The sequence below is a fragment of the Corallococcus sp. AB038B genome (assembly GCF_003668955.1).
Lineage (GTDB): Bacteria > Myxococcota > Myxococcia > Myxococcales > Myxococcaceae > Corallococcus > Corallococcus exiguus.
In genome coordinates, this window is record NZ_RAWO01000006.1 from 249,282 (window position 1) to 274,168 (window position 24,887).

General features: G+C 70.8%; 24 protein-coding genes. 14 read left to right on the plus strand and 10 right to left on the minus strand.

Translation table 11 applies throughout. From position 1 onward, the window contains the following. Positions 1 to 2 precede the first annotated feature (2 nt). The gene (gene dnaB, locus D7Y04_RS24655; RefSeq protein WP_121760869.1) at positions 3 to 1,394 is read left to right on the plus strand and encodes a replicative DNA helicase; all 1,392 of its coding nucleotides are present in this window, start codon (positions 3 to 5) and stop codon (positions 1,392 to 1,394) included. Positions 1,395 to 1,404: 10 nt separating this feature from the next. Here dnaB and D7Y04_RS24660 read toward each other — a convergent pair whose 3' ends face one another. The 3 genes from D7Y04_RS24660 to thiE are packed head-to-tail and all read right to left on the minus strand — an operon-like array spanning position 1,405 to position 3,588. Beyond that, on the minus strand, positions 1,405 to 2,145 hold the full coding sequence (locus D7Y04_RS24660; RefSeq protein ID WP_121760870.1) for a bifunctional hydroxymethylpyrimidine kinase/phosphomethylpyrimidine kinase: 741 nt from the start codon (positions 2,143 to 2,145) through the stop codon (positions 1,405 to 1,407). Continuing rightward, complete coding sequence (locus D7Y04_RS24665; protein ID WP_121760871.1) at positions 2,142 to 2,909, minus strand: gamma-glutamyl-gamma-aminobutyrate hydrolase family protein; 768 nt, start codon at positions 2,907 to 2,909, stop codon at positions 2,142 to 2,144. The genes D7Y04_RS24660 and D7Y04_RS24665 overlap by 4 nt, the downstream gene beginning before the upstream one ends. A gap of 19 nt (positions 2,910 to 2,928) precedes the next feature. After that, positions 2,929 to 3,588: a thiamine phosphate synthase gene (gene thiE / locus D7Y04_RS24670; RefSeq protein ID WP_121760872.1), complete on the minus strand. Its 660-nt coding sequence runs from the start codon at positions 3,586 to 3,588 to the stop codon at positions 2,929 to 2,931. A gap of 93 nt (positions 3,589 to 3,681) precedes the next feature. Here thiE and D7Y04_RS24675 point away from each other — a divergent pair, with 93 nt between their 5' ends. The 3 genes from D7Y04_RS24675 to D7Y04_RS24685 are packed head-to-tail and all read left to right on the plus strand — an operon-like array spanning position 3,682 to position 4,966. Beyond that, the gene (locus D7Y04_RS24675; RefSeq protein ID WP_121760873.1) at positions 3,682 to 3,999 is read left to right on the plus strand and encodes a hypothetical protein; all 318 of its coding nucleotides are present in this window, start codon (positions 3,682 to 3,684) and stop codon (positions 3,997 to 3,999) included. Then, positions 3,996 to 4,307: a DUF1844 domain-containing protein gene (locus tag D7Y04_RS24680; protein WP_121760874.1), complete on the plus strand. Its 312-nt coding sequence runs from the start codon at positions 3,996 to 3,998 to the stop codon at positions 4,305 to 4,307. Before D7Y04_RS24675 ends, D7Y04_RS24680 begins: the two co-directional genes overlap by 4 nt. Further along, positions 4,304 to 4,966: a hypothetical protein gene (locus tag D7Y04_RS24685; RefSeq protein ID WP_171806817.1), complete on the plus strand. Its 663-nt coding sequence runs from the start codon at positions 4,304 to 4,306 to the stop codon at positions 4,964 to 4,966. The genes D7Y04_RS24680 and D7Y04_RS24685 overlap by 4 nt, the downstream gene beginning before the upstream one ends. A gap of 51 nt (positions 4,967 to 5,017) precedes the next feature. On the opposite strand, the gene D7Y04_RS24690 is transcribed toward D7Y04_RS24685, so the two are convergent. Beyond that, positions 5,018 to 5,536 (minus strand): hypothetical protein, encoded by a 519-nt coding sequence (locus D7Y04_RS24690; RefSeq protein WP_171806818.1) that lies wholly within the window; start codon positions 5,534 to 5,536, stop codon positions 5,018 to 5,020. Positions 5,537 to 5,791: 255 nt separating this feature from the next. On the opposite strand from D7Y04_RS24690, the gene clpB reads away from it, so the two are divergent. Continuing rightward, positions 5,792 to 8,416, plus strand: coding sequence for an ATP-dependent chaperone ClpB (gene clpB, locus D7Y04_RS24695; protein WP_120596261.1), 2,625 nt, complete (start codon positions 5,792 to 5,794; stop codon positions 8,414 to 8,416). A 68-nt stretch (positions 8,417 to 8,484) separates the two neighbouring features. Here the strand turns inward: clpB and D7Y04_RS24700 are convergent, their stop codons facing one another. The 3 genes from D7Y04_RS24700 to D7Y04_RS24710 are packed head-to-tail and all read right to left on the minus strand — an operon-like array spanning position 8,485 to position 13,461. Next, the gene (locus D7Y04_RS24700; RefSeq protein ID WP_121760876.1) at positions 8,485 to 9,225 is read right to left on the minus strand and encodes a glutathione S-transferase C-terminal domain-containing protein; all 741 of its coding nucleotides are present in this window, start codon (positions 9,223 to 9,225) and stop codon (positions 8,485 to 8,487) included. Positions 9,226 to 9,256: 31 nt separating this feature from the next. Further along, positions 9,257 to 12,562, minus strand: coding sequence for a serine/threonine-protein kinase (locus tag D7Y04_RS24705; RefSeq protein WP_147477187.1), 3,306 nt, complete (start codon positions 12,560 to 12,562; stop codon positions 9,257 to 9,259). 8 nt (positions 12,563 to 12,570) lie between these two features. Beyond that, a complete protein-coding gene (locus D7Y04_RS24710; RefSeq protein WP_121760878.1) occupies positions 12,571 to 13,461 on the minus strand; it encodes an RNA polymerase subunit sigma-70 in 891 nt (296 codons plus the stop codon). A 258-nt stretch (positions 13,462 to 13,719) separates the two neighbouring features. Here D7Y04_RS24710 and D7Y04_RS24715 point away from each other — a divergent pair, with 258 nt between their 5' ends. Beyond that, positions 13,720 to 14,418 carry an NADPH-dependent F420 reductase gene (locus tag D7Y04_RS24715; RefSeq protein ID WP_121760879.1) on the plus strand — a complete coding sequence of 233 codons (699 nt, stop codon included), beginning with the start codon at positions 13,720 to 13,722 and terminating at the stop codon, positions 14,416 to 14,418. A gap of 45 nt (positions 14,419 to 14,463) precedes the next feature. Further along, complete coding sequence (locus tag D7Y04_RS24720) at positions 14,464 to 14,988, plus strand: 2'-5' RNA ligase family protein (RefSeq protein ID WP_121760880.1); 525 nt, start codon at positions 14,464 to 14,466, stop codon at positions 14,986 to 14,988. Here the strand turns inward: D7Y04_RS24720 and D7Y04_RS24725 are convergent. Then, positions 14,969 to 15,388: an arginine repressor gene (locus D7Y04_RS24725; protein ID WP_121760881.1), complete on the minus strand. Its 420-nt coding sequence runs from the start codon at positions 15,386 to 15,388 to the stop codon at positions 14,969 to 14,971. The two genes, D7Y04_RS24720 and D7Y04_RS24725, sit on opposite strands and share 20 nt — an antisense overlap. A 180-nt stretch (positions 15,389 to 15,568) precedes the next feature. Between D7Y04_RS24725 and D7Y04_RS24730 the strand changes: the two genes are divergently transcribed. Genes D7Y04_RS24730 through argC form a run of 7 tightly spaced genes read left to right on the plus strand, consistent with a single transcriptional unit; the run spans position 15,569 to position 23,321 of the window. Then, complete coding sequence (locus D7Y04_RS24730; protein ID WP_120596254.1) at positions 15,569 to 16,573, plus strand: N-acetylornithine carbamoyltransferase; 1,005 nt, start codon at positions 15,569 to 15,571, stop codon at positions 16,571 to 16,573. Between the two features lie 60 nt (positions 16,574 to 16,633). Continuing rightward, on the plus strand, positions 16,634 to 17,560 hold the full coding sequence (gene argB / locus D7Y04_RS24735; protein WP_120577889.1) for an acetylglutamate kinase: 927 nt from the start codon (positions 16,634 to 16,636) through the stop codon (positions 17,558 to 17,560). After that, on the plus strand, positions 17,557 to 18,618 hold the full coding sequence (locus D7Y04_RS24740) for a M20/M25/M40 family metallo-hydrolase (protein WP_121760882.1): 1,062 nt from the start codon (positions 17,557 to 17,559) through the stop codon (positions 18,616 to 18,618). Before argB ends, D7Y04_RS24740 begins: the two co-directional genes overlap by 4 nt. After that, positions 18,611 to 19,960: an argininosuccinate lyase gene (gene argH / locus D7Y04_RS24745; RefSeq protein ID WP_169820821.1), complete on the plus strand. Its 1,350-nt coding sequence runs from the start codon at positions 18,611 to 18,613 to the stop codon at positions 19,958 to 19,960. The genes D7Y04_RS24740 and argH overlap by 8 nt, the downstream gene beginning before the upstream one ends. Before the next feature lie 40 nt (positions 19,961 to 20,000). Further along, positions 20,001 to 21,188: an argininosuccinate synthase gene (gene argG, locus D7Y04_RS24750; RefSeq protein WP_120596252.1), complete on the plus strand. Its 1,188-nt coding sequence runs from the start codon at positions 20,001 to 20,003 to the stop codon at positions 21,186 to 21,188. Positions 21,189 to 21,192: 4 nt separating this feature from the next. After that, positions 21,193 to 22,254 (plus strand): DUF1611 domain-containing protein, encoded by a 1,062-nt coding sequence (locus D7Y04_RS24755; RefSeq protein WP_121760883.1) that lies wholly within the window; start codon positions 21,193 to 21,195, stop codon positions 22,252 to 22,254. Next, entirely contained in the window at positions 22,251 to 23,321 is a 1,071-nt protein-coding gene (gene argC / locus D7Y04_RS24760; protein ID WP_120577894.1) for an N-acetyl-gamma-glutamyl-phosphate reductase, read from the plus strand. The genes D7Y04_RS24755 and argC overlap by 4 nt, the downstream gene beginning before the upstream one ends. A 58-nt stretch (positions 23,322 to 23,379) precedes the next feature. On the opposite strand, the gene D7Y04_RS24765 is transcribed toward argC, so the two are convergent. Both D7Y04_RS24765 and truA read right to left on the minus strand, forming a co-directional pair. After that, positions 23,380 to 24,063, minus strand: a complete 684-nt coding sequence (locus D7Y04_RS24765; protein WP_121760884.1) for a hypothetical protein — start codon at positions 24,061 to 24,063, stop codon at positions 23,380 to 23,382. A gap of 22 nt (positions 24,064 to 24,085) precedes the next feature. Next, entirely contained in the window at positions 24,086 to 24,883 is a 798-nt protein-coding gene (gene truA, locus D7Y04_RS24770; protein ID WP_121760885.1) for a tRNA pseudouridine(38-40) synthase TruA, read from the minus strand. Positions 24,884 to 24,887: the final 4 nt, after the last annotated feature.

Genomic DNA, 24,887 nt, shown 5'->3' on the forward strand with positions numbered 1-24,887 from the left:
CCATGCAGAACGTCCTGGACGGTAGGGAAGGTCGGCGGGTCCACGAGGATCTCGCCGCGGAGCGTGCGGTGCTGGGCGCCGTGCTGGCGGACAACGGGCTCATCACGCCCGTGGCGGAGGTCGTCCACGCGGAAGACTTCGCCAGCCCTTCGCACGCGCAGATCTTCTCCGCGATGATGCGGTTGGATCAGCAGAGCAAGCAGGTGGACCACCTGACGCTCGCGGAGGAGCTCAAGGTCCTGGGCCAGCTCGTCTCGGTGGGTGGCCCCGCGTACCTGATGGGCCTGGACCAGGTGGTGCCGCTGGCGGCCAACGCCGTCCAGTACGCCCACATCGTCAAGGACCAGGCGCTGCGCCGGCGCCTGGCCAACGTGGGCCGGGAGATTCAAGACCTCGCCAGCCAGGAGACGGGCGAGCTGGAGGTCCTGCTCGACGAGGCCGAGCGCAAGGTCTTCCTCCTCGCGGAGAAGAAGCGCGAAGGCGACCTGCGTCCGGTCAGCGAGCTGATGGAGCAGACGCTCGACCTGCTGGACAAGATGAAGACCGCGAACACCGGCGTGACCGGTCTGTCCACGGGCTACATCGACCTGGACAATCAGCTGACCGGCCTGCACGCCGGTGAGCTCATCATCCTCGCGGCGCGCCCCGGCGTGGGCAAGACGTCCTTCGCCATGAACATCGCGGTGCACGCGGCGCTGAAGGAGAACAAGGCCGTCGGCATCTTCAGCCTGGAAATGCCCGCGGATCAGCTCCTCATGCGTCTGCTCGCGTCCACCGCGCGCGTGGACATGAAGAAGCTGCGCGGCGGCCGGCTGTCCCCGCACGACGAGGAGAAGTTCCAGGAGATGGCGGGCGCGCTCTACAACGCGCCCATCTACATCGACGACTCCGGCGGCCTGTCCCCGTTCGACCTGCGCGCGAAGGCGCGGCGCGTGAAGCAGAAGGACCCGCGCCTGTCGCTGCTCGTCATCGACTACCTCCAGCTGATGCACCAGAAGGGCAAGGTGGAGAGCCGCCAGTTGGAAGTCGCTGAAATCTCCCGCGCGCTCAAGCAGCTGGCCAAGGAGCTGGAGGTGCCCATCATCGCGCTCAGCCAGCTCAGCCGTAAGGTGGAGGAGCGCAAGGGCGGCAAGCCCATGCTGTCCGACCTGCGTGAGTCCGGCTCCATCGAGCAGGACGCCGACGTGGTGATGTTCATCCACCGCGAGACGGAAGAAGATGGCGGCGAGGGTGGAGGGGGCGGGGGTGGCGGCGGCGGCGGTGGTGGCCAGAGCAACACGGTCATCCCCGTGGAGCTCATCGTCGCCAAGCAGCGAAACGGCCCCATTGGTTCCGTGGAGCTGGTGTTCCTCGCGGAGTACACGCGCTTCGAAAGCCGCGCCCGGAGCGAGTAGCCGCCCGCGGTCAGTCCCGGCCGGTGCGCAGGTAGCCCGTGACGTGCTCACGGGCCGCCCGCACCGCGGCCTCCGGCCCCGTGCCCCGGCCCAGCTCCGCCGCCAGCGCGGAGGCCAGCCGGCAGCCCGTGCCGCGGCGCTCCGGCGGCCGCTTCAACCGACGCCCTCGCATCACCACCGTGCGCCCGGCGTATGCCAGCACGTCCGCCAGCCCCTGCCCTTCCGGCAGGTGCCCGCCCTTCACCAGCACCGCGCCGAAGCCGCGCTGACACAGCGCCTCCGCCGCCTCCTGCGCGTCCTCCACCGTGCCCAGCGCCGGCCGGCCCAGGAGCCACGCGGCCTCCTCCAGGTTCGGCGTCACCAGCACGCGCGGGCCCGCGAGCGCCAGGTAGTGCCGGGGCGTCAGGCGCGACAGCACCTGCCCCCGGGAGGAGCGCACCACCGGGTCCACCACCCACCACGCGTCCGCGTCCTTGAGCGCCGCCCTCGCCGTGGCCAGCTGCGACGGACCGGGCACCACGCCCCACTTCACCGCGTGCAGGGGGCCCCACTCGCGCGCGGCCGTCACCTGCGCGGCCAGCATGCGCGGGGACGCCGGCACCACCGCGAAGGTGTGCGAGCCCTGCGCCGTCTGGGCCGTGGGCACCGCCACCGCGTCGCCGCCCCGCGCCCGCACCGCGGCCACGTCCGCCAGGAGCCCGGCCCTGCCCGTGGGCTCCAGTCCCGCCAGGAGCAGGACTCGCGGCCTCACCGGCGGTGCTCTCGTGCCTTCTGCACCAGCGCCTTGTAGACGCCCAGGTGCACCGGGATGGTCCCCAGCATCAGCTCCGGGTGCCACTGCACGCCCAGCGCGAACGTGTGCGCGGTGGATTCAATCGCCTCCACCACTCCGTCCGGCGACACCGCGCTCACCGTCACGTCCGTGCCCGGCTTGTTCACCGCCTGGTGGTGCGTGGAGTTCACCATCAGCTGCCCGTGCCCCACGGCCTCCGCCAGCTGCGTGCCGTTCTTCACCTCCACCGGGTGCTGCGGCTGGGTGCGGTCGTGCTTCTGCTCGTGGTCGCGCGCGCCCGGAATCTCTTTCAGGATGTCCTGGAACAGCGTGCCGCCCAGCACCACGGCCAACAGCTGCATGCCGCCGCACACGCCCAGCACCGGCAGGTTGCGCTTGAGCGCACCGCGGATGAGTTGCGCCTCGAAGGCCGTGCGGCCCTCCTTCAGCGGCCCCATGCCTTCGCGGGCCTCCTCGCCGTACGCGGCCGGGGGGATGTCGAACGCGCCGCCCGTCACCACCAGCCCGGACACCCGCTCCAGGTAGGCGTCCACGCAGGACGGGTCGTCGGTGTACGGCAGCACGAAGGGCAGGCCCCCCGCGCGCAGCACCGCCTCCGCGTAGGGCACCTTCAATTCGTAGCGGGGGAAGGCGGAGTCGGCCGGATGGACCCAGTCCGGACTGAGGCCGATGTTGGGACGGCGAGCAGTCGTCCCGTGATGACGCGGAGGCAGATGGTTCATGGTGGGGTACTTCCTCTGGTTAGAGGCCAGTCCCCCGCGCGCTGTCAAACGCCGCCGCCAGCTGCCGCACGCGCTCGGCGATGTCCTGGGCAAGCAGGGCGTCGGACACCACCGCCGCGCCATGCGCCCCTGTCGCCGCCACGCTCGCGATGTTCGCCAGGCCCACCCCGCCAATGCCCACCACCGGCAGCGGACTCTCCGCCACCACCCGCCGGAAGGCCTCCAGCCCCAGCACCGGCGCCTGCACCACCTTCGTCGTCGTGCCGAACAGGGGCCCCACGCCCACGTAGTCCGCCCCCGCCGCCCGGGCCGCCTTCGCCCCTTCCGTCCCCCGCGCCGTCACGCCCACGTACCGGCCAGGCCCCAACAGCTCCCGCGCCGCCTCCGGAGGCAGGTCCTCGTCCCCCACGTGCACCCCGTGCGCGTCCGACAGGAGCGCCAGGTCCACCCGGTCGTTGATGAGGCACACCGCGCCCGCCCGCCGGCACAGGGCCACCACCGCCCGGGCCGCCACCAGTGCCTCCCGGGGAGGGGTGTGTTTCATGCGCAGTTGGAGCACCCGGGCACCGCCCTGAAGCAGCTGTCCGGCCTTGTCCACCAGGGGCAACTCCGGGCGGATGCTGTCGTCGCACAGCAGGTACGGGCCGTGGGGAAGCGGGGGGCGGGGCGAGACGTTCATCGGTTTCCGGGCCTGGGGACACCAGCGTTGACAGGCGCCCCTCCTGCTATAAGGTGCCGCGCTGTTTTCCAAGCAATTCCGAGGATTTGAATCATGGCTGATGGCATCAACCCGAAGCACCTCGACAAGCGCACCGCCGACCGCTACCAGCGCAGCGGCCAGGTGGACGAGGACGCGTACAAGAAGCACCTCGAGGAGCTGCCGGACGTGGCCGACAAGTCCGTCCCCATCGAGACGCTGATGGATGGCGACATCGAAGACGACTTCGATGACGAGGACGAGGACGACGACGAGGACACGGACGACGACGCCTCCGACGAGGATGAGTCGGACGAGGACGAGTCGGACGAGGACGAGGACAAGGACGAGGCGGACGAGCCTGCTGGCGAAGAGGACAAGGCGTCCGAATGAGCCCTTCGGAGAAGCGGGGTGAGACCTTCGTGATGACGGGGGATGCGAGCCCCGCCTCCGAGGAGTCCCTGTCGTTCAGCACCTTCATTGTCGGACTGGGCTCCGCCGTCCTCATCCACCTGGGTGGGGCGCCGAACCCGGAGACGGGCCGCATGGAGAAGGACCTGCCTTCGGCCCGGCAGAACCTGGACCTCCTGGCGATGCTCCGCGAGAAGACGCGCGGCAACCTCACCGAGGAGGAGGAGAAGCTGGTGGACAACCTCCTGTCCGACCTTCGCATGCGCTACGTGGAGGCAAGCCGGAAGTGAAGCCTCGTGAAGTCACCCGCCCGGGGGGATTGCCCCGGGGCGTGCGGATCGCCGCCGGGCTGTGCCTGATGCTCTCCACCCTGACGGGGTTCCTCGCCTGCAGCGAGGCCTCCGTCATGATGAACTTCGAGGCCCACCGCGAGGCGCAGCGGGAGCACACCCCCACCATTGCCCTGCTGGGCAAGGACCCCGCCGTCACCCAGGCCATCATGGAGGCGCAGCTGTCCGCGCTCTCCCCCATGCGCGAGTCCCGCGCCCTGGTGCTGACCGGGCTGACGGTGGCCTGCACCCTGCTCTTCTTCGCCTCCAGCCGCATGCTGCGCTCCCCGGACGGCGTGCCCCGGGATGGCTTCCGGCAGCTGCTCGGCGGCGCGGGCATCTTCGCCGCGCTGATGCGCACCATCGACGGGGCCCAGTGGACCGTCGTGGCCCGCCACACCAGCCAGGCCATGGTGGAGGGGCTCAAGAACCTGCCCGAGTTCCAGGACCCGACCACGGCGCAGCAGCTCTACGCGCTCGTCCCGTCCCTGATGACCCTCAGCGCGGTGCTCCCTACGGTGCTCGTCGCCGGTGGCTTCGCCCTGCTCGCCCAGTACTTCCGCAGCGAGGGCGTGCGGGACGCCATCGTCACGCTCGACGGGCCGACCGAAGACCCCTGAAGTCCGAGTGGGACTGACGCGGCGCGGCGCTGAGAAGCCGTCCGCGCTGCTTCAGCCCGCGTCCGTCTCCGCGCGGGGCAGCGCGGGCCCCAGGAGCAGCGCCTCCAGGGCGGCCATCGCGTCCGCTTCCGAGCCGGCGGCCGTGCCCTCCAGGGGCAGCACGCGGGCCAGCGGGGCCTGGGGGATGCGCAGGAGCTCGTCCCGGGTCAGGCCGAACACGTACGCCAGGTGCCCCATGGGCCAGCGGGACTGGAGCCGGGCGAAGGCCTCGTCGTCCAGCTCCTCCAGGGGACACGGCAGCTCCGCGTCCTCGTACACCACCTTCTCCCCACCCACCCGGCGGCCATTGCCGTAGGCGATGACTTCCTCGCCCTCATCCGCGTCGTACACGTAGGCGTGCACGGTGGCGTTGGCGGCGGCGGACAGGAGGCGGGCCAGGGCGTGGTGCGCCGCGTACCAGTGGGCGCCCTGCCGGCCCTGGGAGAAGGGCCCCAGGAAGGCCAGGCGGACCACCTTGCGGCGGCGGTTGATGGTGACGCGCAGCGCCGTGGCGGCCGTCACGCTGTCCATCGACAGGGCCTCCCGGGCCAGACGCACGAGCGCCAACCCGGAGAAGGTGTCGAGTCGAACGAGATAGCCGCCGTGTGCGTCCAGAGTGAAGCCCCCGAGGATGGGCGCCGCCTATAACCGACCCCCCCACCCCCTGGCAACTTCGCCACCACGATTACCCGGCCGCTTCCAGCGGCTCAAAGTATTCCGGGGAAAACGAAGGGCATACGGGCAGTGTCGCCTTGCCAAGGGGTCCCCGGCCCTTACGTTGAGGTCATGCGACTCGACAAATACACGGTGAAGGCGCAGGAGGCGATCCAGGAGGGTCAGTCCCTGGCCCGCCGGGCCGACAATCCCCACTACGAGCCGGAGCACCTCGCCGCGGCACTGCTGGGGCAGAAGGACGGCATCGTCGACCCTCTTCTGCGCAAGATTGGCGTGGACGTGAAGCTGTTCGCGGGCCGGCTGGGCGAAGCGCTCCAGAAGCTCCCCCGCATCCAGGGCGGCGAGAGCGCCATGCTCAGCCAGCGCTTGATGAAGACCTTCGACAAGGCCGAGGACGAGGCCAAGGCGCTGAAGGACGAGTTCACCTCGTCTGAGCACCTGCTGCTCGCGCTGACCCAGGACAAGGGCGCCGTCGGCGAGGCCATGAAGTCCTCCGGCGTGACGCGCGAGCGCGTGCAGGCGGGCCTGAAGGAAGTGCGAGGCTCCTCACGCGTGACGAGCGCGGACGCGGAGTCCACCTACCAGGCGCTGGAGAAGTACGGCCGCGACCTCACGGAGGCCGCGCGCGCCGGCAAGCTGGACCCCGTCATCGGCCGCGACGAAGAAATCCGCCGCTGCATCCAGGTGCTCAGCCGCCGCACCAAGAACAACCCGGTGCTCATCGGTGAGCCGGGCGTGGGCAAGACGGCCATCGCGGAAGGGCTCGCGCGCCGCATCGTGGACGGCGACGTGCCGGAGGGCTTGAAGAACAAGCGCCTCATCACCCTGGACCTGGGCTCCATGGTGGCCGGCGCCAAGTTCCGCGGCGAGTTCGAGGAGCGCCTCAAGGCGGTCCTCAAGGAGGTCGCGGACGCGGCGGGCGAAATCATCCTCTTCATCGACGAGATGCACACGCTCGTGGGCGCCGGGAAGGCCGAAGGCGCCATGGACGCGGGCAACATGCTCAAGCCCGCGCTCGCGCGCGGCGAGCTGCACTGCATTGGCGCGACGACGCTGGACGAGTACCGCAAGCACATTGAAAAGGACGCCGCGCTGGAGCGCCGCTTCCAGCCGGTGTTCGTGGGCGAGCCCACGGTGCACGACACCATCAGCATCCTGCGTGGCCTGAAGGAGCGCTACGAGGTGCACCACGGCGTGCGCATCCAGGACACCGCGCTCGTCGCGGCGGCCACGCTCAGCCACCGGTACATCGCGGACCGCTTCCTGCCGGACAAGGCCATCGACCTGGTCGACGAGGCCTCCAGCCGCCTGCGCATCGAAATCGACTCCATGCCCACGGAGATCGACGACATCCGCCGCAAGGTGACGCAGCTGGAAATCGAGCGTGAGGGCCTGCGCAAGGAGACGGACCCGCACTCGCGTGAGCGCCTGGCCACCATCGAGAAGGAGCTCGCGAACCTGAACGAGAAGTTCAACTCGCTCAAGGCCCACTGGGACGCGGAGAAGAAGGCCATCGCGGCCCTGCGCTCGCTCAAGGAGAAGCAGGAGAAGGCGCGCAATGATCAGGCCGCGGCCGAGCGTCAGGGCGACCTGAACCGCGCGGCGGAGCTGAAGTTCGGCGTCATCCCCTCGCTGGAGAAGGAAGTCACCGCGCAGAACGAGAAGCTGGCGGAGCTTCAGAAGAACCAGAAGTTCCTCAAGGAGGAGGTGGACTCCGAGGACATCGCCTCCGTGGTGGCCAAGTGGACGGGCATCCCGGTCTCCAAGCTGATGGAGGGCGAGATGCAGAAGCTGGTCAAGATGGAGGACCGGCTCGCCGAGCGCGTGATTGGCCAGCGCAGCCCGATTGAGGCCGTGTCCAACGCCGTGCGCCGCGCGCGCAGCGGACTTCAGGACCCGAACCGCCCCATCGGTTCGTTCATCTTCCTGGGCCCCACGGGCGTGGGCAAGACGGAGACGGCGAAGGCGCTGGCGGAGTTCCTCTTCGACGACGACACGGCCATGGTCCGCATCGACATGTCCGAGTACATGGAGAAGCACGCGGTGTCGCGGCTCGTGGGCGCGCCTCCGGGCTACGTAGGCTACGAGGAGGGCGGCCAGCTGACGGAGGCCGTCCGCCGCAGGCCGTACACGGTGGTGCTCTTCGACGAAATCGAGAAGGCCCACCACGACGTGTTCAACATCCTGCTGCAAATCCTCGACGAGGGCCGGGTGACGGACAGCCAGGGCCGCACGGTGGACTTCCGCAACGCGGTGCTCATCCTCACGTCGAACATCGGCTCGCAGGCCATCCAGGAGGGCATGGCGGGCACGGACACGCTCAACGAGAAGACGCGCGGCGAGGTGATGGAAGCGCTGCGCAGCCACTTCCGGCCGGAGTTCCTCAACCGCGTGGACGAAATCGTCATCTTCGAGCCGCTGCGCAAGAAGGACATCTACCGCATCGTGGACATCCAGCTGGGCAAGCTCCAGAAGCTGCTCCAGGCCAAGCGCCTCACGCTGGACCTCACGGAAGGCGCGCGGGAGCTGCTGGCGGAGCGCGGCTACGACCCGACGTACGGCGCCCGGCCGCTGAAGCGCGCGGTGCAGAAGTACCTGTTGGATCCGCTCGCCATCAAGGTGCTGAACGGCGAGTTCGCGCCGGGCGAGCACATCCAGGCGGACGCGGGCCCGGACGGGCTCACCTTCGGCAAGGTGCTGGTGGACAACTCGAAGGGCGTGAAGCAGGCGGAGTAGCCGGCTGCACGCACCGGTGATTCACGGCGGGCCGCCTTCCCTCACCGGGAGGCGGCCCGTGGTGTTTTTCAGGTGCGGCGGTGCTTGTCGTAGAGCGCGTCGCGCCACGCGAGCAGGTCCGGGAAGCGCGCGGCGAGCCCCGAATGGGTCCACACCTCGCGCGTGCCCGGCGCCATGGGCAGGTGCCGGTCCGCGGGCGGCCCCAGCAGCACGAGCATCGCCGCGGTGGTGATGTCCGCGTAGGTGAAGCCCGCGTCCAGCAGGTAGGGCCTGCCTCCCAGCGCGGCGCGCAGCTTGTCGTAGGAGGGGGCGACGGCGGCCTCGATGGCCTCCGGCGAGGTGTCCGCCACCTGGTGCTTCTTCACCACGAAGCGCATGCCCAGACGCGCGGAGGGAGCGAACACCGGGCGCAGCCAGCCGGGGACGAACTTCGGCAGCATCTCCGCCTGGGCGCGGGAGTTCGTCAGCATGCGCGGCATGGCGTAGGCGCGCGCCAGGTCCAGCACGTGTTCGCTGGTGTCGTTCCACGCGGTGATGGCGTCCACCTGCGAGGCCGGGAAGAGCGGGCTGCCCTGCCCCATTCCTTCCGCGTGCTTCGCGATGGCGAACGAGCCGTGCGTGGCCGGCTGTGGCGGGTCCACGAGCAGCGGCACGGAGGGCTTCACACCGGGAGCCACCTGCTTGCGCAGCCAGCGCTCCTGGATGAGGGGGACATAGTCCTGGTAGCGGTAGGCGACGCGGTGGTGGTCCAACGCCCACCGGGCCTTCTCCGTCCAGCCCGACGAGGTCAGTCCGACGAGGATTCGCATAGGGGGCGGCACCCTAGCAGCCCCGCGCGCCTCAGTGCTCCCGCAGGAACGCGTCCAGGTCGGAGAGCTTGAGCAGCCGGGGCTCGGCGGTGGGGAGCACGGCGTCGCGAGCGGCGGTGGCCAGGGTCCGGGCCCGCTCCGGCTCCAGGTGGGCCTTGCGCAGCGCGCGGGCCAGGATGAAGCGGATGTTGGCCATCTCAAGGGGAGGGGCCGCCGTCTGGCTCCAGGCCTCCAGGGAGCGCTCCCCCCACTTGCGGGCCTCGTCCACCTCACCCCGCGCCAGGGACAGCTCGGCCATCATCTCCTCCATCTCCATGGGAGGCCGGGTCTCTTGGCCCGCGAGCTTGTGGTGCAGGGTCAGGAGCTCTCGCGCCACGTCCCGGGCCTCGTTGAGCTGCTTCGCACGGGTGAGCGCCACGGTCAGGACGCGCAACGATTCTCCCAGCTCGGTCTCTCCCTTCAGCTCCCGCACGATGGCCACGCTGCGCTTCGCCTCCGCGACGGCGCGCTCGGTCTGTCCCAGCCGCATCCAGGCTTCCGCCCGGCACCGCGACGGCGCCGCGAAGATGGGATCGCTGCGGCCATCAGCCCGGGCCGCCGCCACCTCTTCTTCCATCTCCTGGAGCAGCACCTGGGCGTCCGCCACCCGGCTCTGGTTCATGAGGATCTGGGACAGGTTGGTACCGGAGCGGATCCGGAAGATGGAGCCCTTGGGGAACAGCTGTTTGTAGATGGCCCGGGCTTCCAGCATGCGGCGCTCGGACTCTTCGTAGCGCCCCATGCGGAAGGCCGCCGCGCTCAGGTTCGACTGCAGGCCGGCGACGTAGCGCTGGGGCTGGTGGTCGGGGCCATAGATGCGCGCGTAGCGGCGCAGGGTCTCCAGGAAGGCCTCACGTCCCTCCTCGTAGCGCCGCAACTCCATCAGGGTCCCGCCCATGTTGTTGATCGTGATGGCGACCTTCGGGTGGTCCGGGCCGTAGGCTGCCTCCAACACGTTCCTGGCCCGCTGGATGGTGGCAAGCGCCTCCTCCGCGCGCCCCATCGACCGCTGGGTGGAGGCCATCGTGAGCAGCGCGCGGGCGAGCCGTGGCGAGTCGCGGCCATGCAGCCGCTCCTGGAGCGCCAGTGCCTGTTGGATCAAGGGCAGCGCGTCCGACGAGCGCGACTGCTGCTCCAGCGAATTGCCCTCGTACGCGAGCAACTGGGACTCCAGCTCCAGGTTGCCGCCGGACCGCTCGAGGAGCGCTCGGGCCTCGTCGGCGTGGGCCTTGGCCTGCTCCGGGCGCTGGGTCACCTCGCCGTCGACGAAGACCTGGTAGACGAGGGCCTCCGCGGCGCGCAGGTCGTCGCGCCCCGACAGTGACGCCAGCATCGCGCGGCGCAGCGCCGGTTCCGCGGACTCGTCGCGCAGGAAGGCGCGGGCTTCGCCTTCGATGAGCAGGGCCTCGCCGAGGAGCGGCTTGTAGCCCAGCGTCTCCGCCTCCTTCACGATGGGGGCGACGCGGTCCACGGCGTCCTGCCATCGGTCCGCGCCCAGGCGGGCCCGCGCGTCGTCCAGCTTCGCGTAGGCGGCTTTCACGCGAGCGGCGACCTCCGGCCGCTCCGGCGGGGGCACCGGTTGGGACAGGGCCTCCACGTCCGCGCAGCGTGAAAGGGGGCTCAGCGCCTGCGCAGCTTCCGGAGCGCTGGCGACGCCCACGCGGTCCGCGGAGAAGAGCACTTCCGTAAGAGCGGTCAGCTCGCGGCGGCGGCGCTCCAGGCAGTGGGTCCGCAGGTCCAGCACCGCGGTGGACTGCGTGCCGTGTTCGTGCGTGGCCAGGCACGCATCGCGGCGGCTGTCGTTCCAACCGGAGGCATAGGCATCCAGCGTCCGGGCGGTGGCCTCGTAGGCGGCGACAGCGTCCGGCGCGCCCGTGGCCTGGAAGGCCTTGAGCAGCGCCGCCTTGCGGTCCGCGTCCCAGATGCCCTGGAGCCGCGTGGGGTCATCCGCGCAGGGCGACGGGCCCCGGGCGAACACCACAGCGGCCGCGATGGCGAGCAGGCCCGCTCCCACGCCCGCGGCTGCCATCTTCGCGCTGGTGCGTGGGAAGGCCGCGCGCTCCAGCGCGTCGAGCAGGACCGTCATGGAGGCATGGCGGACCCCCGGCTCCGGCGACAGCCCGCGCACGATGAGCGCGTGCACGGCGCGCGGGACGTTGCTCCGGTTCGCCAGGCCACCGGCCTCAGCCGCGGAGGGCTTCTGCCCGTGCAGCCCTTCGTACAACGAGATGCAGAACGCGTACTGATCCGACCGCGCGTCCGCGGGGGAGCCCGTGAGCACCTCCGGCGCGATGTACCCAGGCGTGCCCGCGACGCTGGTGACCAGCGGGGCGCCCTTCGGCGGCGCGGCCCCTCCCGGGCTGCCCTTCGGCAACGAGGCTTCGTCCGCAGCGACCGTTGGAGACAAGGCTTCGCCCGCAGCGACCGTTGGAGACAAGGCTTCGCCCGCAGCGACCGTTGGAGACAGGGCTTCGCCCGCAGCGACCTTCGGCGCGGCATCTCCTGGGGTGCTCTTGAGCGACGCGGTCTTGCCAGGGCCCAGCGTGGGGACGGCCGCATCGGTGCCCACGTCCTCGGTGGACTCCAGGCGGGCCAGTCCGAAGTCCGTCACGCGGGCGCGGCCCTCCTTGTCCACGAGCACGTTGTCCGGCTTGAAGTCCCGGTGCACGACGCCCGCCGCGTGCGCCGCCGCGAGTCCCCTGCCCGCCTGGATGTAGAGCCGCACCACGTCGCGCCACGGCCGGGTGGCCTCCAGTAAGTGCTGGCGCACGGTGCCGCCGTCCACCAGCTCCATCGCGATGAAGACGACGTCCCCGAACGTCCCCACGTCGTGCACTGCGACAACGTGCGGGTGGCGCGTGCGCGCGGCGGCCTGGGCCTCGCGCAGGAGCCGCTCCGTTCCCCCCTGGGAGCCGCTGGTGGAGGTCGGCGCGCGCAGGAGCTTCAGTCCGATGCGACGGTCGAGGCTTGGATCATACGCCGCGTGGACGACGCCCATACCGCCCGCGCCCAGCCGCTCCAGCACCACGTAGCGGCCCAGCAGCGTCCCCTGCGCGACCTGGGGGATGCGCGACTTGACGGAGCGGGTGAACGGCTCCGACACCGCCACGGCCGTGCGCGCGGCGTGCACATCCGGCGCGGGGACGGCGCGCACGCGCAAGAAGTCCGCCAGGGCCTCGCGGCAGGACGCACAGGTGTCCAGGTGGCCTTCGGCGCGCTCGCGCAGGGACTGGGACGGAATGCCGTCCGCGAGGTCGAGCAGCTCGACCTCATCGAGGTGGGCGGTGGACTCGGGCATGGAGGGAATCACCCTTCCTTCAGGAGGGACGCGAGGCTGATCTCCAGACTGCCGTCGAGCACGCGCAGCAGGCTGTCCAGCTGAGAGGTGTTGAGCGCGAGCCGCCGGGCCAGGCCCTGCCGGGTCTGCGCCAGGAGCCCTTCGCGCGCCTTCGCCATCCACCGCGACACCGTGGACGCATGCACCTGGTGCAGGGCGCCCAGCGACTCCACGCCCAGGCCCTGCACCAACCCCATGCGCAGCAGGTTGCGGTCGCGCGGCGCGAGCGCGGCCAGGGCCTCCGTGAAGGCGGCGCGGAAGGCGGGACGGTAGCGGTGGCGGATGTGCTCCAGCTCCGGATCCGTCGCGCCCAGGTCCGCCGCGATGAGCGCGTCGTCCAACGGCGTGCTCCGGTCCGGCTTGCGCTTGAGCGACAGCGCGATGCCCAGCGCAACGGCCTCCGCCCACCGCCGCAGCGGCCCCCGGCCCGCGTACTCCGAGAGGCGCGGAGCACGGCCGCCCTCCTCCACCAGGAGCCGCAGGCGCGTGAGCTGGAGCACCTCGTCCACGAAGGCGTCCGAGTCCTCCACGCGGCGCACCGCTCGCCCCGCGGGCACCAACACGGCGGACTCCAGCACATCCAGCGCGGCCCGCTGCCCCTCCACCGACGCCAGCGCCAGATACAGGTCCTCGCAATGCAGCGCGGCCAGGGACTGCGCGAGGGGCTCGCCCGGCGGCGTGTGCAGCCCCAGATGCGCGACGAAGGCCTTGGGCTCCAGCCTGACGCCGGGCCAGGCCGCCTCGCAACGCTCGAGGATGCCCATCAGGACGGGCGCAAGCGCCGTGTCCTCCTCGGAGGACAGGGTTCGCGCGGCGGTCCCCCGGAAGGCCGCGACCAGCTCGGACGGAATGTGGGCCATGGCAGCGAGGCGGGTCTCCCAAGGACCAGCCCGGACAGGAACGTTAGCGAATGCCCGGGTCGGGGCGGAAGGCCCCGCTCGCTCGCACGTTCGGTAGACGTCGTGTCGACGCAGGAGCACGCGGCGCCGTGGGCCCACCCGGCAGGTCGTCCACACTCGGGGCCGGCGGTAATCCAACAGGACCGCGAATCACGCATGCGGGTCGGGCATCCGACCGGCGCTTGCTGTCGTAGGACCTACTTCCCGGACGAGGACGACATGAAAATCGGAATCATTGGCGCGGGCATGATCGGCGGGACCCTGGCTCGGCGGTGGACGCAGCTGGGCCATGAAGTGTTCATCGCGAACTCACGCGGGCCGGACACCCTGCGCGACCTCGCGAAGGAGACGGGCGCGAAGGCTGTCACCGCGGAAGAGGCCGCGAAGGCGGGCGAAGTCATCGTCGTGACCATCCCCCAGAAGGCGGTCCCCGACCTGCCGAAGAGCCTGTTCGCGAACGTGCCGAAGGACGTCGTGATCATCGACACGGGCAACTACTACCCCGTGCGCGACGGCAGCATCCCGGAGCTGGAGAACGGCAAGGTGGAGAGCGAGTGGGTCGCGTCGCTCATCGGCCGCCCCGTCATCAAGGCCTTCAACAACATCTTCTTCCAGAGCCTCCTGGAGAAGGGCCAGCCGAAGGGCACGCCCGGACGGGTGGCGCTGCCCATCGCGGGCGATCCGCCCGAGCACCGCGCGAAGGTGCTCAAGCTCGTCGAGGAGTTGGGCTTCGACGCCATCGACGCGGGCAGCCTCGCCGATTCGTGGCGCCAGCAGCCCGGCACGCCGGTCTACACCCACGACTTCGACGCGCCGGGCGTGAAGAAGGCCCTCGCCGATGCCGAGCGCTCGCGCCTGCCGGAGTACCGCAAGAAGGCCGACGACTCGCTGCGGGCCTTCTTCGCGTCGCAAGGCTGAGCGCCTCTTGTGCCTCTGGGGCTTCGGACGGAAGGTGTGCGCCGCATGGCCACCCTCTCCGAAGCCCCGTTGCTCGTCACCGCTGAGCTGGAGCCAGAAGCCTTCACGCGCCTGGACGGCCTGCGCCGCCGTTACTTCCCACCCGAGCGCAACGTCATCCCGGCGCACGTCTCCCTCTTCCACCACCTGCCCCCGCATGAGCAGGACGCCGTGGAGGCAGCGCTCGAGGTCGTCACCGAACGCCCCGCGCCCACGCTGCGCTTCACGAAGCTGCGGAGCCTGGGACGCGGCATGGCGGTGGACGTGGAAGCCCCGGGCCTCGCGCCCGTGCACCGCGAGCTCTCTCGCGCCTACGTGGAGTGGCTCACGCCGCAGGACCGTCAGCCCTTCCGGCCCCACGTCACGCTGATGAACAAGGCCACCGTCGAGGAGGCGAAGGCCGCGCTCGCGGAACTGGGCGCGGGCTGGTCCGCCTTCGACTCGCACTCGCCCGCGCTGCTGCTCTGGCGCTATCTCGGCGGCCCGTGGGAGTCCGTGCGCCGGTTCCCGTTCACGGGCCGCGCTGGATGAGCTCCTCCACCGCCTCGCGCACGTCCCGCAGGTACGATGGATCCCTCACCGCGATGAAGATGGTGTCGTCGCCCGCCACCGTGCCCGCCAGGCCCTCCAGCTCCTCGCGGTCCAGCGCCAGCCCGAAGATCTGCGCGTAGCCGGGCGCCGTCTTCAGCACCAGCATGTTGGGCGGCGCCTCGATGATCGTCACCTTCGGCGCGAGCGGCACGGGCATCACCGGCGGCTCCGAGCGCTGGTAGCGCCCGTTCACCTTCTGCACGCTCAGCTTCTTCAGCCGCCGCGACAGCGTGGACTGGCTGGGCGTGTGCCCCGCCTCTTCGAGCAACGACTGCAGGACGAACTGATCCGGCACGTCCTGGCGGGAGATGAGCTGAAGGATGGCGTCGTCCAGGTTCATTCACGTTCACCATGCATGCGGCTGAATACGCACGCAAGGCGCATGAAAAATCCCAGTGAATGTTCTTGCGCGCTGCGCCGTTCTGCATAATATCCGCGCCTCCTTAAGGAATATGCACGAATTCAAGTGCATATTCAGCAGTCCCCATCCATCCGGCGCGGCCGGGGGAGCACGAAGCCCATGAAGCATGTCACCCGCATTCAGGACCTGGGCCCGGAAGGCGTCGAGGCGGTCCTCTCGCAGGCGGCCGCGTGGAAGCAGAAGGATCCGGGGCACCTGTTCCCCGGGAAGATCCTGGGCATGGTGTTCTTCAACCCGTCGCTGCGCACGCGCACGTCCTTCGAGGCCGTGATGCTGCGCGCGGGTGGGCACGCCATCGTGCTCGACGTGGGCTCTGGCGTGTGGAAGCTGGAGGACCGGCCCGGCGCGGTGATGAACGCGGACCGCGCGGAGCACATCAAGGAGGCGTCGCCCGTCCTGTCGCGCTTCGTGGACATGCTCGGCATCCGCACCTTCTCCCAGGGTGGCGGTGACGAGGAGGACGAGGCCGACCCCGTCATCAACGCCTTCCGCAAGTGGGCCACCGTACCGGTGGTGAGCATGGAGTCCGCGCGCGAGCACCCCTGCCAGGGCCTGGCGGACGCGCTCACCCTGCGCGAGACGTTCGGCACCACGAAGAAGCTGCCGGTGACGCTCACCTGGGCGCCGCACATCAAGCCGCTGCCCAAGGCCGTGCCCAACTCCTTCCTCCTGTCCGCGGCGGCCGCGGGCTGCGAGGTGCGCGTGGCGCATCCTCCGGGCTTCGACCTGCACCCGGCCGTGCGCGCGGAGGCGGAGGCGTACGCCAAGGCCACCGGCGGCAGCATCACGTACACGCACGACCAGGACGAGGCGCTGGTCGGCAGCCGCGCCGTGTACGCGAAGTCCTGGGGCCCCACCGCGCAGACGGCGAGCACGCCCACGGACGTGGCGGCGCTGCTCGCGTCGTACTCGGGCTGGATGCCCACGCGCCGGCACATGGCGAAGGCCGCGAAGGACGCGGCGTTCCTGCACTGCCTGCCCGTGCGCCGCAACGTGGAGGTCGCCGACGAGGTGTTGGATCACGCCAGCAGCCGCGTCGTGGATGAGGCGGGCAACCGCTACCACGTGCAGCGCGCCCTCCTGGCCTGGATGCGCGGCGGCTGATTCACACGGCCCGCCGCCCCACCCTTCTTCCGTCCCCTTTTGCATTTCCAGAGGTCCACCGTGCCTTTGTCTCCCGACCCGTACGCCGCGCTTCGCAACGCGGCGAAGTACGTGAAGCAGTTCCGCAGCAAGACCTTCGTGGTGAAGCTGGGCGGGGCCGTGCTGACGGATCCGCGCACCCGCAAGACGGCGTGCGAGCAGATCGCCCTCCTGTGGGCCTTCTCCATCCGCCCCGTCGTGGTGCACGGCGGCGGTCCGGAGCTGGACGCGCTCTGTGACGCCCTGCACCTGCCCATCGAGAAGGTGGCCGGCCGCCGCATCACCTCCGCGCCCGTGCTGGACGCGGCGAAGATGGTGCTGGCGGGCAAGCTGCACACGGACCTGCTCGCGGACCTCCAGGCCGCGGGTGTGCCCGCGGTGGGCCTGTCCGGCGTGGACGCGGGCCTCATCAAGGCGCGCAAGCGCCCGCCCGTGCTGGTGACGGAGCCCGGCGAGACGCAAGGCCGCATGGTGGACTACGGCCTCGTGGGCGACATCGAGTCCGTGGACACGCGCGTCGTGGAGCACCTGCGCTCCGCGGACTACGTGCCCGTCATCGCCCCGCTGTCGGGCGGCCAGGACGGCGCCGTGTACAACACCAACGCGGACACGGTGGCGGCGGCCCTGGCGGCGGCGCTGCATGCGGAGAAGCTGTTCTTCATGGTGGAGGTGCCGGGGCTCCTCAAGGATGTCTCCGACCCGTCGTCCCTCATCTCGCTGGCCACGCTGTCGGACCTGGCGTCGCTGGAGGCGGAAGGCCGTCTCACGGGCGGCATGCGTCCCAAGGCGCACGCCATGCGCCACGCGCTGGTGGGCGGCGTGGGCAGCGTGCACCTGGTGAGCGGCAAGCAGTCCGATGCGCTGTTGGAGGAGGTCTTCACCAACGAGGGCAGCGGCACCATGGTCGTGCGCGAGCACCCGGTGAAGCACGGCGAGGCCAAGGGTTGAACCCCGCCGAGCTGCTCACCGCGCTGGTCGCCACGCCCAGCGTCTCCGGCGACGAGGCCCGCATCGCGGACCTCGTCGCGGGCCATGCGGAGTCCTGGGGTGCCCGCGTGCACCGCCAGGGCCACAACGTGTGGTTCAGCGTGGGCAGCGGGCCGAAGCGCCTGCTCGTCAACTCGCACCTGGACACGGTGAAGCCGTGCGCCGGGTGGAACACGGAGCCGCACGAGGCCGTGTGGAAGGACGACACGCTCTACGGCCTGGGCGCCAACGACGCCAAGGGCTGCGTCACCGCCATGCTCCTCACCGCGAAGGCGCTCCTGGAGGAAGGAGCGCCCAAGGGTGTGGAGTGCGTCTTCGCGCTCACCGCCGAGGAGGAGACGGGCGGCAAGGGGCTGGGTCCGCTCTTGTCCACGCTGGGGCCGATGGACGCCGCCATCGTGGGCGAGCCCACGTCGCTCAAGCCCTGCACGGCGCAGCGGGGCATGCTGCTCTTGCGCTGCGTGGCGCACGGAAAGAGTGGCCATGTAGCGCACGCGCATGCGGGTGGGCTGGACAACGCCATCCTCAAGGCGGCCCGGGACATCCAGGCCGTGTCCGCGCTGCGCTTCCCCGCGCACCCGCTGCTGGGTGAGGCGCGGGCGCAGGTGACGCAGGTGTCTGGCGGACTGGCGCGCAACCAGGTGCCGGACCGGTGCGAGTTCTTCGTGGACCTGCGCACCACGCCGGGCATGGACCACGCGAAGGTGGCGGAGGACGTGGGGCAGGCGCTGGAGAGTGAAGTGGTGGTGCACTCCGCGCGCTACCTGCCCAAGGGCACGGACGCGTCGCACCCGCTGGTGCGCGCGGCGGTGGTGGCGTCGGGCCAGGACACGGTGGGCTCCAGCACCACGTCCGACTGGGCGTTCCTGGGAGACATCCCGGCGGTGAAGGTGGGCCCGGGCGACACGCTGCGGAGCCACCAGGCCAACGAGTACCTCACGCGCGCGGAGCTGGAGGCGGGGCTCGCGTTCTATCGACGACTGCTGCACGGCTATGCCGGGGAGGTGTCGCGTGGCTGAGACATTGTGGGGAAAGGGCCAGCCGCTGGACGCGGCCATCCACGCCTTCACCGTGGGCGATGACCCCGTGGTGGACCTGTCGCTGGTGCCGCACGACGCGCTGGGCAGCGCCGCGCACGCGCGCATGCTCGCGCACGTGGGCCTGCTCAGCCCGGAGGCCGCCACGTCGCTCGTGTCCTCTCTGCACGCGCTCCACGACGAGGCCCGCGCGGGCCGCTTCACCATCCGCCCGGAGCAGGAGGACGGCCACACCGCGCTGGAGGCCGCGCTCGTGGAGCGCACCGGCGAGGCGGGCAAGCGCATCCACCTGGCGCGCTCGCGCAACGACCAGGTGCTGCTGGCCCTGCGGCTGTTCATGCGTGAGGAGCTGCTCGCGCTGGGCGCGCGTACCGCGGAGCTGGCGGGCACGTTCCTGGACTTCGCGGAAGCGCACGCGGACCTGCCCCTGCCCGGCTACACGCACCTGCGCCGCGCGATGCCGTCCACGTTCGGCCTGTGGGGCATGGCGTTCGCGGAAGGACTGCTGGAGGAGCTGGAGGCGCTGAAGGGCGTGTGGGGGCGGCTCGACCGCTGCCCGCTGGGCGCCGCCGCGGGCTTCGGCGTGCCGCTGCCCATCGACCGTGAATATGTCGCGCGGTTGCTCGGTTTCAGTCGAGTTCAACGCAGCCCCATCGACGCGCAGGACAGTCGGGGGCGGCATGAAGCGGCGCTGCTCACCTGGGCGTGCTCGGTGGCGGGCACTCTGGAGAAGTGGCTTTGGGACGTGCAGCTCTACAGCATGGACGAGTTCGGCTTCCTGGCCCTGCCGGATGCCTTCACGACCGGCTCGTCCATCATGCCGCAGAAGAAGAACCCGGACGTGGTGGAGCTGGCCCGGGGCCGCTGCCGCGAGCTGCGGGGCCTGGCGCATCAGGTGGAGGCGGTGGCCGGAGGACTTCCCTCCAGCTACCACCGTGATTTCCAGCTGCTGAAGCGCCCCACCCTCCAGGCGCTCACCAGCGCGAAGGCGCTGCTGGACGTGCTGGCGCGGCTGGTGCCCGCCCTGAAGGTGAACGCGGAGAAGGCTCGCGCGGCGTGCGACGACACGCTCTACGCCGCGCACCACGCCTACGCGCTCGTGGCCAAGGGGCAGCCCTTCCGCGACGCGTACCGGGAGGTGGGCCGTCAGCTCAATGACGGCAGCTTCCAGCCGGACCGCGGCGCGCTGACGGCCACCCACCTGGGTGGCGCCGGAAACCTGGGCCTCGCCACCGCGCGCGAGGAACTGGCGGATGCGCGCGACTGGCTCACGCGCACCCACGCACAGCAGGCACAGGCCGCTTCGCGCGTCTGGGCCCCCTGAAACCTTCCTCACCCCCTTTCGCAGCAACAGGAGTCCGAAGATGAGCAAGAAGTCCGTGGTGCTGGCGTTCTCCGGCGGCCTCGATACCGCCTTCTGCACGGTGTACCTGCGCGAGCAGGGCTGGGACGTCACCACCGTCACCGTGGACACGGGCGGCTTCCCGCCCGAGCAGTTGGAGCGCATCCAGGCCCTGTCCCAGAAGCTGGGCGCGGTGGCGCACCACACGGTGGACGCGCGCGACACCCTGTTCCAGGGCTACCTGCGATTCCTCATCGCCGGCAACGTGCTGCGCGGCCAGCTCTACCCGCTGAGCGTCTCCGCCGAGCGCGCCTGCCAGGCCGTGGAGGCCGTGCGCATGGCGGAGAAGCTGGGCGTGCAGGCCGTGGCCCACGGCAGCACCGGCGCCGGGAATGATCAGGTCCGCTTCGACGTGGCCTTCCGCACGCTCGCGCCCCAGCTTCAGCTCATCACCCCCATCCGCGACCTGGCGCTCTCCCGTCAGCAGGAGATCTCCTTCCTCGCGGAGCGCGGTTTCCACATGCCGGCCAAGACGGGCACGTACTCCGTCAACGAGGGCATGTGGGGCACGTCCGTGGGCGGCCGCGAGACGCTGGACTCGTGGAGCACCCTGCCGGAAGCGGCCTTCCCCGGTGGTGAAATCCCCACCGACCTGAAGCCTCGGCCGCTGATCATCTCCTTCGACAAGGGCGTGCCGGTGGCGCTCGACGGCAAGGCGCTGTCCGCGGTGGACGTGGTGGAGCAGCTCAACGCCCTGGGCCGTCCGTACGGCATCGGCCGGGGCGTGCACCTGGGCGACACCATCCTGGGCATCAAGGGCCGAGTGGGCTTCGAGGCTCCGGCGGCGCACCTGCTCATCGCGTCGCACCGCGAGCTGGAGAAGCTGGTGCTGTCGGGCAAGCAGCTCTTCTGGAAGGAGACGGTGGGCAACCTGTACGGGTCGCTGCTGCACGAGGGTCACTTCTTCGACCCGGTGGTGAAGGACCTGGAGGCGTTCCTCGCCTCCTCGCAGGACCGCGTGACGGGCGAGGTGAAGCTGGTGCTCACCCCGCGCGCCCACGTCGTGGAAGGCGTGCGTTCGCCGCACTCGCTGATGGACGCGAAGGTGGCGACGTACGGAGAGGCCAACGTGTTGTGGACGGGGACGGAAGCGGCGGGGTTCGCCAAGCTCTACGGCGTCGCACAGATGCTCTCTCAGAAAGCGAAGTGACGACATGAAGATCCACGTCGACAAGGTGGGCAGTGTCACGCGCAACCTCCAGGTGGGGCGCACGGTGCACCTCACGGATGAGGTGAAGTGCGAAGAGGGCGCCGTCATCGCGGTGCGCATCCACGGGGAGAAGAGCGTCTACAACCAGCTGGAGGACGTGAACGGCCGGCTCGTCACGCTCCACGCGGGCGACATCGTCGTGGGCGCGCTGGGTCACCGCAACGCGCTGCACGGCTACGAGGGCATCGTGCCCGCGTCCGTCACGGTGGGCGACAAGCTCAACATCCTCAACATGGGCGGCGTCATCGGGAAGTGCACGTCGCACAACCCGGGCGTGGGCCCGCCGTTCGAGGCGGAGGTGCTGGGCCAGGTCCTCACCTTCCCGGAGTTCCAGTCGCGCGCGGGCCAGCACGCGCACATCTCCACCGGCGCGCTCAAGGGCACGTCGCGGGCGGTGACGTGCCCGGTGGTTTACGTGGTGGGCACCTGCATGAACGCGGGCAAGACGTACGCGGCCAGCGTGGTGGTGCGGAAGCTGTCGCAGGCGGGCTACCGCGTGGGCGGCGCGAAGCTCACGGGCGTGTCGCTGATGCGCGACACGCTGTCCATGCAGGACAGCGGCGCGGACGTGGTGATGGACTTCACCGACGCGGGCGTCGTGTGCACCGGCGCGCGCACCGCGTCCAAGGTGGCGCGGATTGTCTTTTCGGAGATGGCGGCCCAGGACGTGGACGTCATCGTCGCGGAGACGGGCGACGGCATCATGGGCGAGTACGGCGTGCAGGCCATCCTGGCGGATCCGGAGCTCAAGGCGCTGGGCGGCGCGTTCATCCTGTGCGCGAACGACCCGGTGGGCGCGGCCGGCGGCGTGCGGCACCTGCGCGAGGTGTACGGCATCGAGATGGACATGGTGGCCGGGCCCGCCACGGACAACGCGGTGGGCGTGCGCTTCGTGGAGCAGGTGGTGGGGCTGCCCGCTCGCAACGCGCGCGCGGATCCGAACGCCCTGGGGAATCTCATCGTGGAGAAGCTCGCGCCCAAGCTGGGAGCGGGGAGGAAGTCATGACGTCGCCTGCGAACATCTACATCCTGGGGGCCTCCGGTTTCGGCGGAGGCGAGCTGCTGCGGCTGCTCTCGGGCCATCCTGGCAACGCCGGCATCCGCGTGGTGTCCCGGCACCACGCGGGTTCGCCCATCCACAAGGTGCACCCGCACCTGCGCGGCCTGGTGGACGGTCGCTTCGAGGCGGAGCCCGACTGGCGCTGGCTGGCGGACTCGCAGCGTCCGGTGGTGTTCAGCGCGCTGGGGCACGGCGAGCTGGCGTCGCAGTTCGCCGGGCTGGAGAAGCAGTGGGCGGACGCGGGCCTCACGGACCGGATGCTGCTGGTGGACCTGTCGTCCGACTTCCGCCTGGACCACCCGGGCCGGTACGCGGGCGCCTACGGCCGGCCGCACCCGTCCCCGGACCTGCTGGGCACGTTCACCTACGGCCTCACGGAGTGGAAGCGTGAGCAGGTGAAGACGGCGAAGCGCATCGCCAACCCGGGCTGCTTCGCGACGGCGGTGCAGCTGGCGCTGTTGCCCATCGCGGCCACGCCGGGGCTGGGGCTGCTGGCGGTATCGGGTGTGACGGGCTCGTCCGGCTCCGGTTCGCTGCCGGGCGAGGGCACGCACCACCCGACGCGCGCGCATGACTTCCGCGCGTACAAGCCGCTGGAGCACCAGCACGAGGCGGAGGTGGAGGTGATGCTGGTGGCGCACGGTGCGCAGCGGCACCGGCTGGCCTTCGTGCCGCACTCGGCGCCCATGGTGCGCGGCATCTTCGCCACGGTGCAGTTCGAGTGGCCGGAGCACGGCGGCGCGGTGGTGACGCAGTCGCTGACGGAGAAGTACCGCCGCTACTACGAGGGCTCGAAGTTCGTGCGCATCGTGGAGGGCACGCCGCGCGTGGCGGCCGTGGCAGGCAGCAACTTCTGCGACATCTCCGTGGCGACGAAGGGCCGCTCCGTGGCGGTGATGGCCGCGCTGGACAACCTGGTGAAGGGCATGGCCGGCCAGGCCGTGCAGAACTTCAACGTGGCCCTCGGCTTCCCCGAGGACACCGGCCTGCGCCAGGCGGCCTGCTACCCGTAGTAGGCCGTTGAACCCGAGGCGGCTTCGGCGCGAAGCCGGAGCCGCCTTTGTCGTTTCCTCAAGCCGCGGGCGTCTTCGGCACGTCGCTCGGGGGCGCGGGAGTCTCCCCTGCGCTGCTCGCTTCACCTGTCGGCGCGGTCGCGGCAGGTGCGCTCCCGGACGCTGCCGGAGCTTCGGCGGCGGCGCCACCCTCGCGCTGCTCCAGACGCGCGCCACCTGCTTCCGCGGCCTTGAGGAACTCGTCGTACTCCGACTTGCGGGCGACGGCCTTCGCCTCGGCCTCCGCGGAGCCCTTCTCGGCGGCGGCGCGGCCCGCGCGGATGGCCCGGGCGCTCAGCAGGATGCCTCCCACGAAGGCCAGCCCCCGCAACGCCGACGCGACGGTCCAGCCCGTGGTGAAGCTCTCCATGCCATCGCGCACGAAGTTGAGCGCGAGCACGAACACGCCGCCGGACAGCGCGGCCCCCACGGCGGTGGTCCACGTGCGCAGCGCGACGATGCGGGCGGCGCCGTAGCAGAGCGTCGGCAGCACCGCGAGCACCCACAGGTCCTCCAGCGCCACCGCCACCGGGATGCGCAGGAAGTCGGACGGCAGCGCGCTCACCCGCGCGTGCAGGCGCAGCACCAGCGACACGCTGAGCATGGCCCCCACCACCAGCGACAGGAACCCCAGTCCGACGATGAACTGGAAGCGGCGGACGCGGACGCGCAGGGGCTCGAGGGCACTGGGTTTGGAGCTCACGGCCCGAAAGCCTACCGCACTCTCACCCTTCGTCCTCTTCCCCGACGGCCGAGTCCCCCGCCGAGCGAGGGGGCGGGCCGTCGCCGTAGAAGACCTCCTCCATCACCAGCCCCTGCGGCGGCGCGGTGGCCCCTGCCAGCTTGCGCTCGCGCGAAGCCAGCACTTCGGCCACCCAGGCCTCGGGGCGGCGGCCCTTCCCCACCTCCACCAGCGTGCCCACCAGGTTGCGCACCATGTGCTTGAGGAAGGCGGTGCCCTCCACCACGAAGGCCACGGTGTCGCCGGACGTGCCTTCCACGCGCACCTGCCGGATTTCACGCACCGCGTGCTTCGCCTGGCAGTCCGCGGCGCGGAACGCGGAGAAGTCATGCCGGCCCAGCAGGGCATGGGACGCGCGGCGCATGGCCTCCACGTCCAGCGGGGCGAACACCTCCCAGTGCGTCGTGCGCAACAGGGGGGACCGCATGCGCCGGTTGCTCACCCGATAGCGGTATCGCTTGCCGCGCGACCAGCGGCGCGGGTCGAACTCCGGCGACACCTCCTCCGCGGCCACCACCGCGATGTCCGGCGGGAGGATACCGTTGAGGCCCATGGTGTAGGCCTTCATCGGAAGCACGCGCTGCGTGTCGAAGCTGGCCACCTGCCCCGTCGCGTGCACGCCCGAGTCAGTGCGTCCGGCGGACGCAACGAAGACGCGTTCCCCCAGGAGCTTCTGGAGCGCGTCCTGGAGCGTGGACTGGATGGACGGGCCATTGGGCTGCACCTGCCAGCCCACGTACCGGGTGCCTTCGTATTCGAGCGTCAACTTCAGCCGGGGCATGGGC

Excerpts from the sequence above, each read along its gene's own strand:
- thiE (WP_121760872.1), bottom strand. The coding sequence starts at position 3,588 with ATGAACGTCTCGCCCCGCCCCCCGCTTCCCCACGGCCCGTACCTGCTG.
- D7Y04_RS24725 (WP_121760881.1), bottom strand. The coding sequence starts at position 15,388 with ATGAACCTGGACGACGCCATCCTTCAGCTCATCTCCCGCCAGGACGTG.
- D7Y04_RS24730 (WP_120596254.1), top strand. The coding sequence starts at position 15,569 with ATGAAGCATGTCACCCGCATTCAGGACCTGGGCCCGGAAGGCGTCGAG.
- argC (WP_120577894.1), top strand. The coding sequence starts at position 22,251 with ATGACGTCGCCTGCGAACATCTACATCCTGGGGGCCTCCGGTTTCGGC.
- D7Y04_RS24755 (WP_121760883.1), top strand. The coding sequence starts at position 21,193 with ATGAAGATCCACGTCGACAAGGTGGGCAGTGTCACGCGCAACCTCCAG.
- D7Y04_RS24700 (WP_121760876.1), bottom strand. The coding sequence starts at position 9,225 with ATGCGAATCCTCGTCGGACTGACCTCGTCGGGCTGGACGGAGAAGGCC.
- truA (WP_121760885.1), bottom strand. The coding sequence starts at position 24,883 with ATGCCCCGGCTGAAGTTGACGCTCGAATACGAAGGCACCCGGTACGTG.
- D7Y04_RS24715 (WP_121760879.1), top strand. The coding sequence starts at position 13,720 with ATGAAAATCGGAATCATTGGCGCGGGCATGATCGGCGGGACCCTGGCT.
- D7Y04_RS24690 (WP_171806818.1), bottom strand. The coding sequence starts at position 5,536 with ATGGACAGCGTGACGGCCGCCACGGCGCTGCGCGTCACCATCAACCGC.
- clpB (WP_120596261.1), top strand. The coding sequence starts at position 5,792 with ATGCGACTCGACAAATACACGGTGAAGGCGCAGGAGGCGATCCAGGAG.
- D7Y04_RS24720 (WP_121760880.1), top strand. The coding sequence starts at position 14,464 with ATGGCCACCCTCTCCGAAGCCCCGTTGCTCGTCACCGCTGAGCTGGAG.
- dnaB (WP_121760869.1), top strand. The coding sequence starts at position 3 with ATGCAGAACGTCCTGGACGGTAGGGAAGGTCGGCGGGTCCACGAGGAT.
- D7Y04_RS24665 (WP_121760871.1), bottom strand. The coding sequence starts at position 2,909 with ATGAACCATCTGCCTCCGCGTCATCACGGGACGACTGCTCGCCGTCCC.
- D7Y04_RS24710 (WP_121760878.1), bottom strand. The coding sequence starts at position 13,461 with ATGGCCCACATTCCGTCCGAGCTGGTCGCGGCCTTCCGGGGGACCGCC.
- D7Y04_RS24680 (WP_121760874.1), top strand. The coding sequence starts at position 3,996 with ATGAGCCCTTCGGAGAAGCGGGGTGAGACCTTCGTGATGACGGGGGAT.
- D7Y04_RS24675 (WP_121760873.1), top strand. The coding sequence starts at position 3,682 with ATGGCTGATGGCATCAACCCGAAGCACCTCGACAAGCGCACCGCCGAC.
- D7Y04_RS24705 (WP_147477187.1), bottom strand. The coding sequence starts at position 12,562 with ATGCCCGAGTCCACCGCCCACCTCGATGAGGTCGAGCTGCTCGACCTC.
- argG (WP_120596252.1), top strand. The coding sequence starts at position 20,001 with ATGAGCAAGAAGTCCGTGGTGCTGGCGTTCTCCGGCGGCCTCGATACC.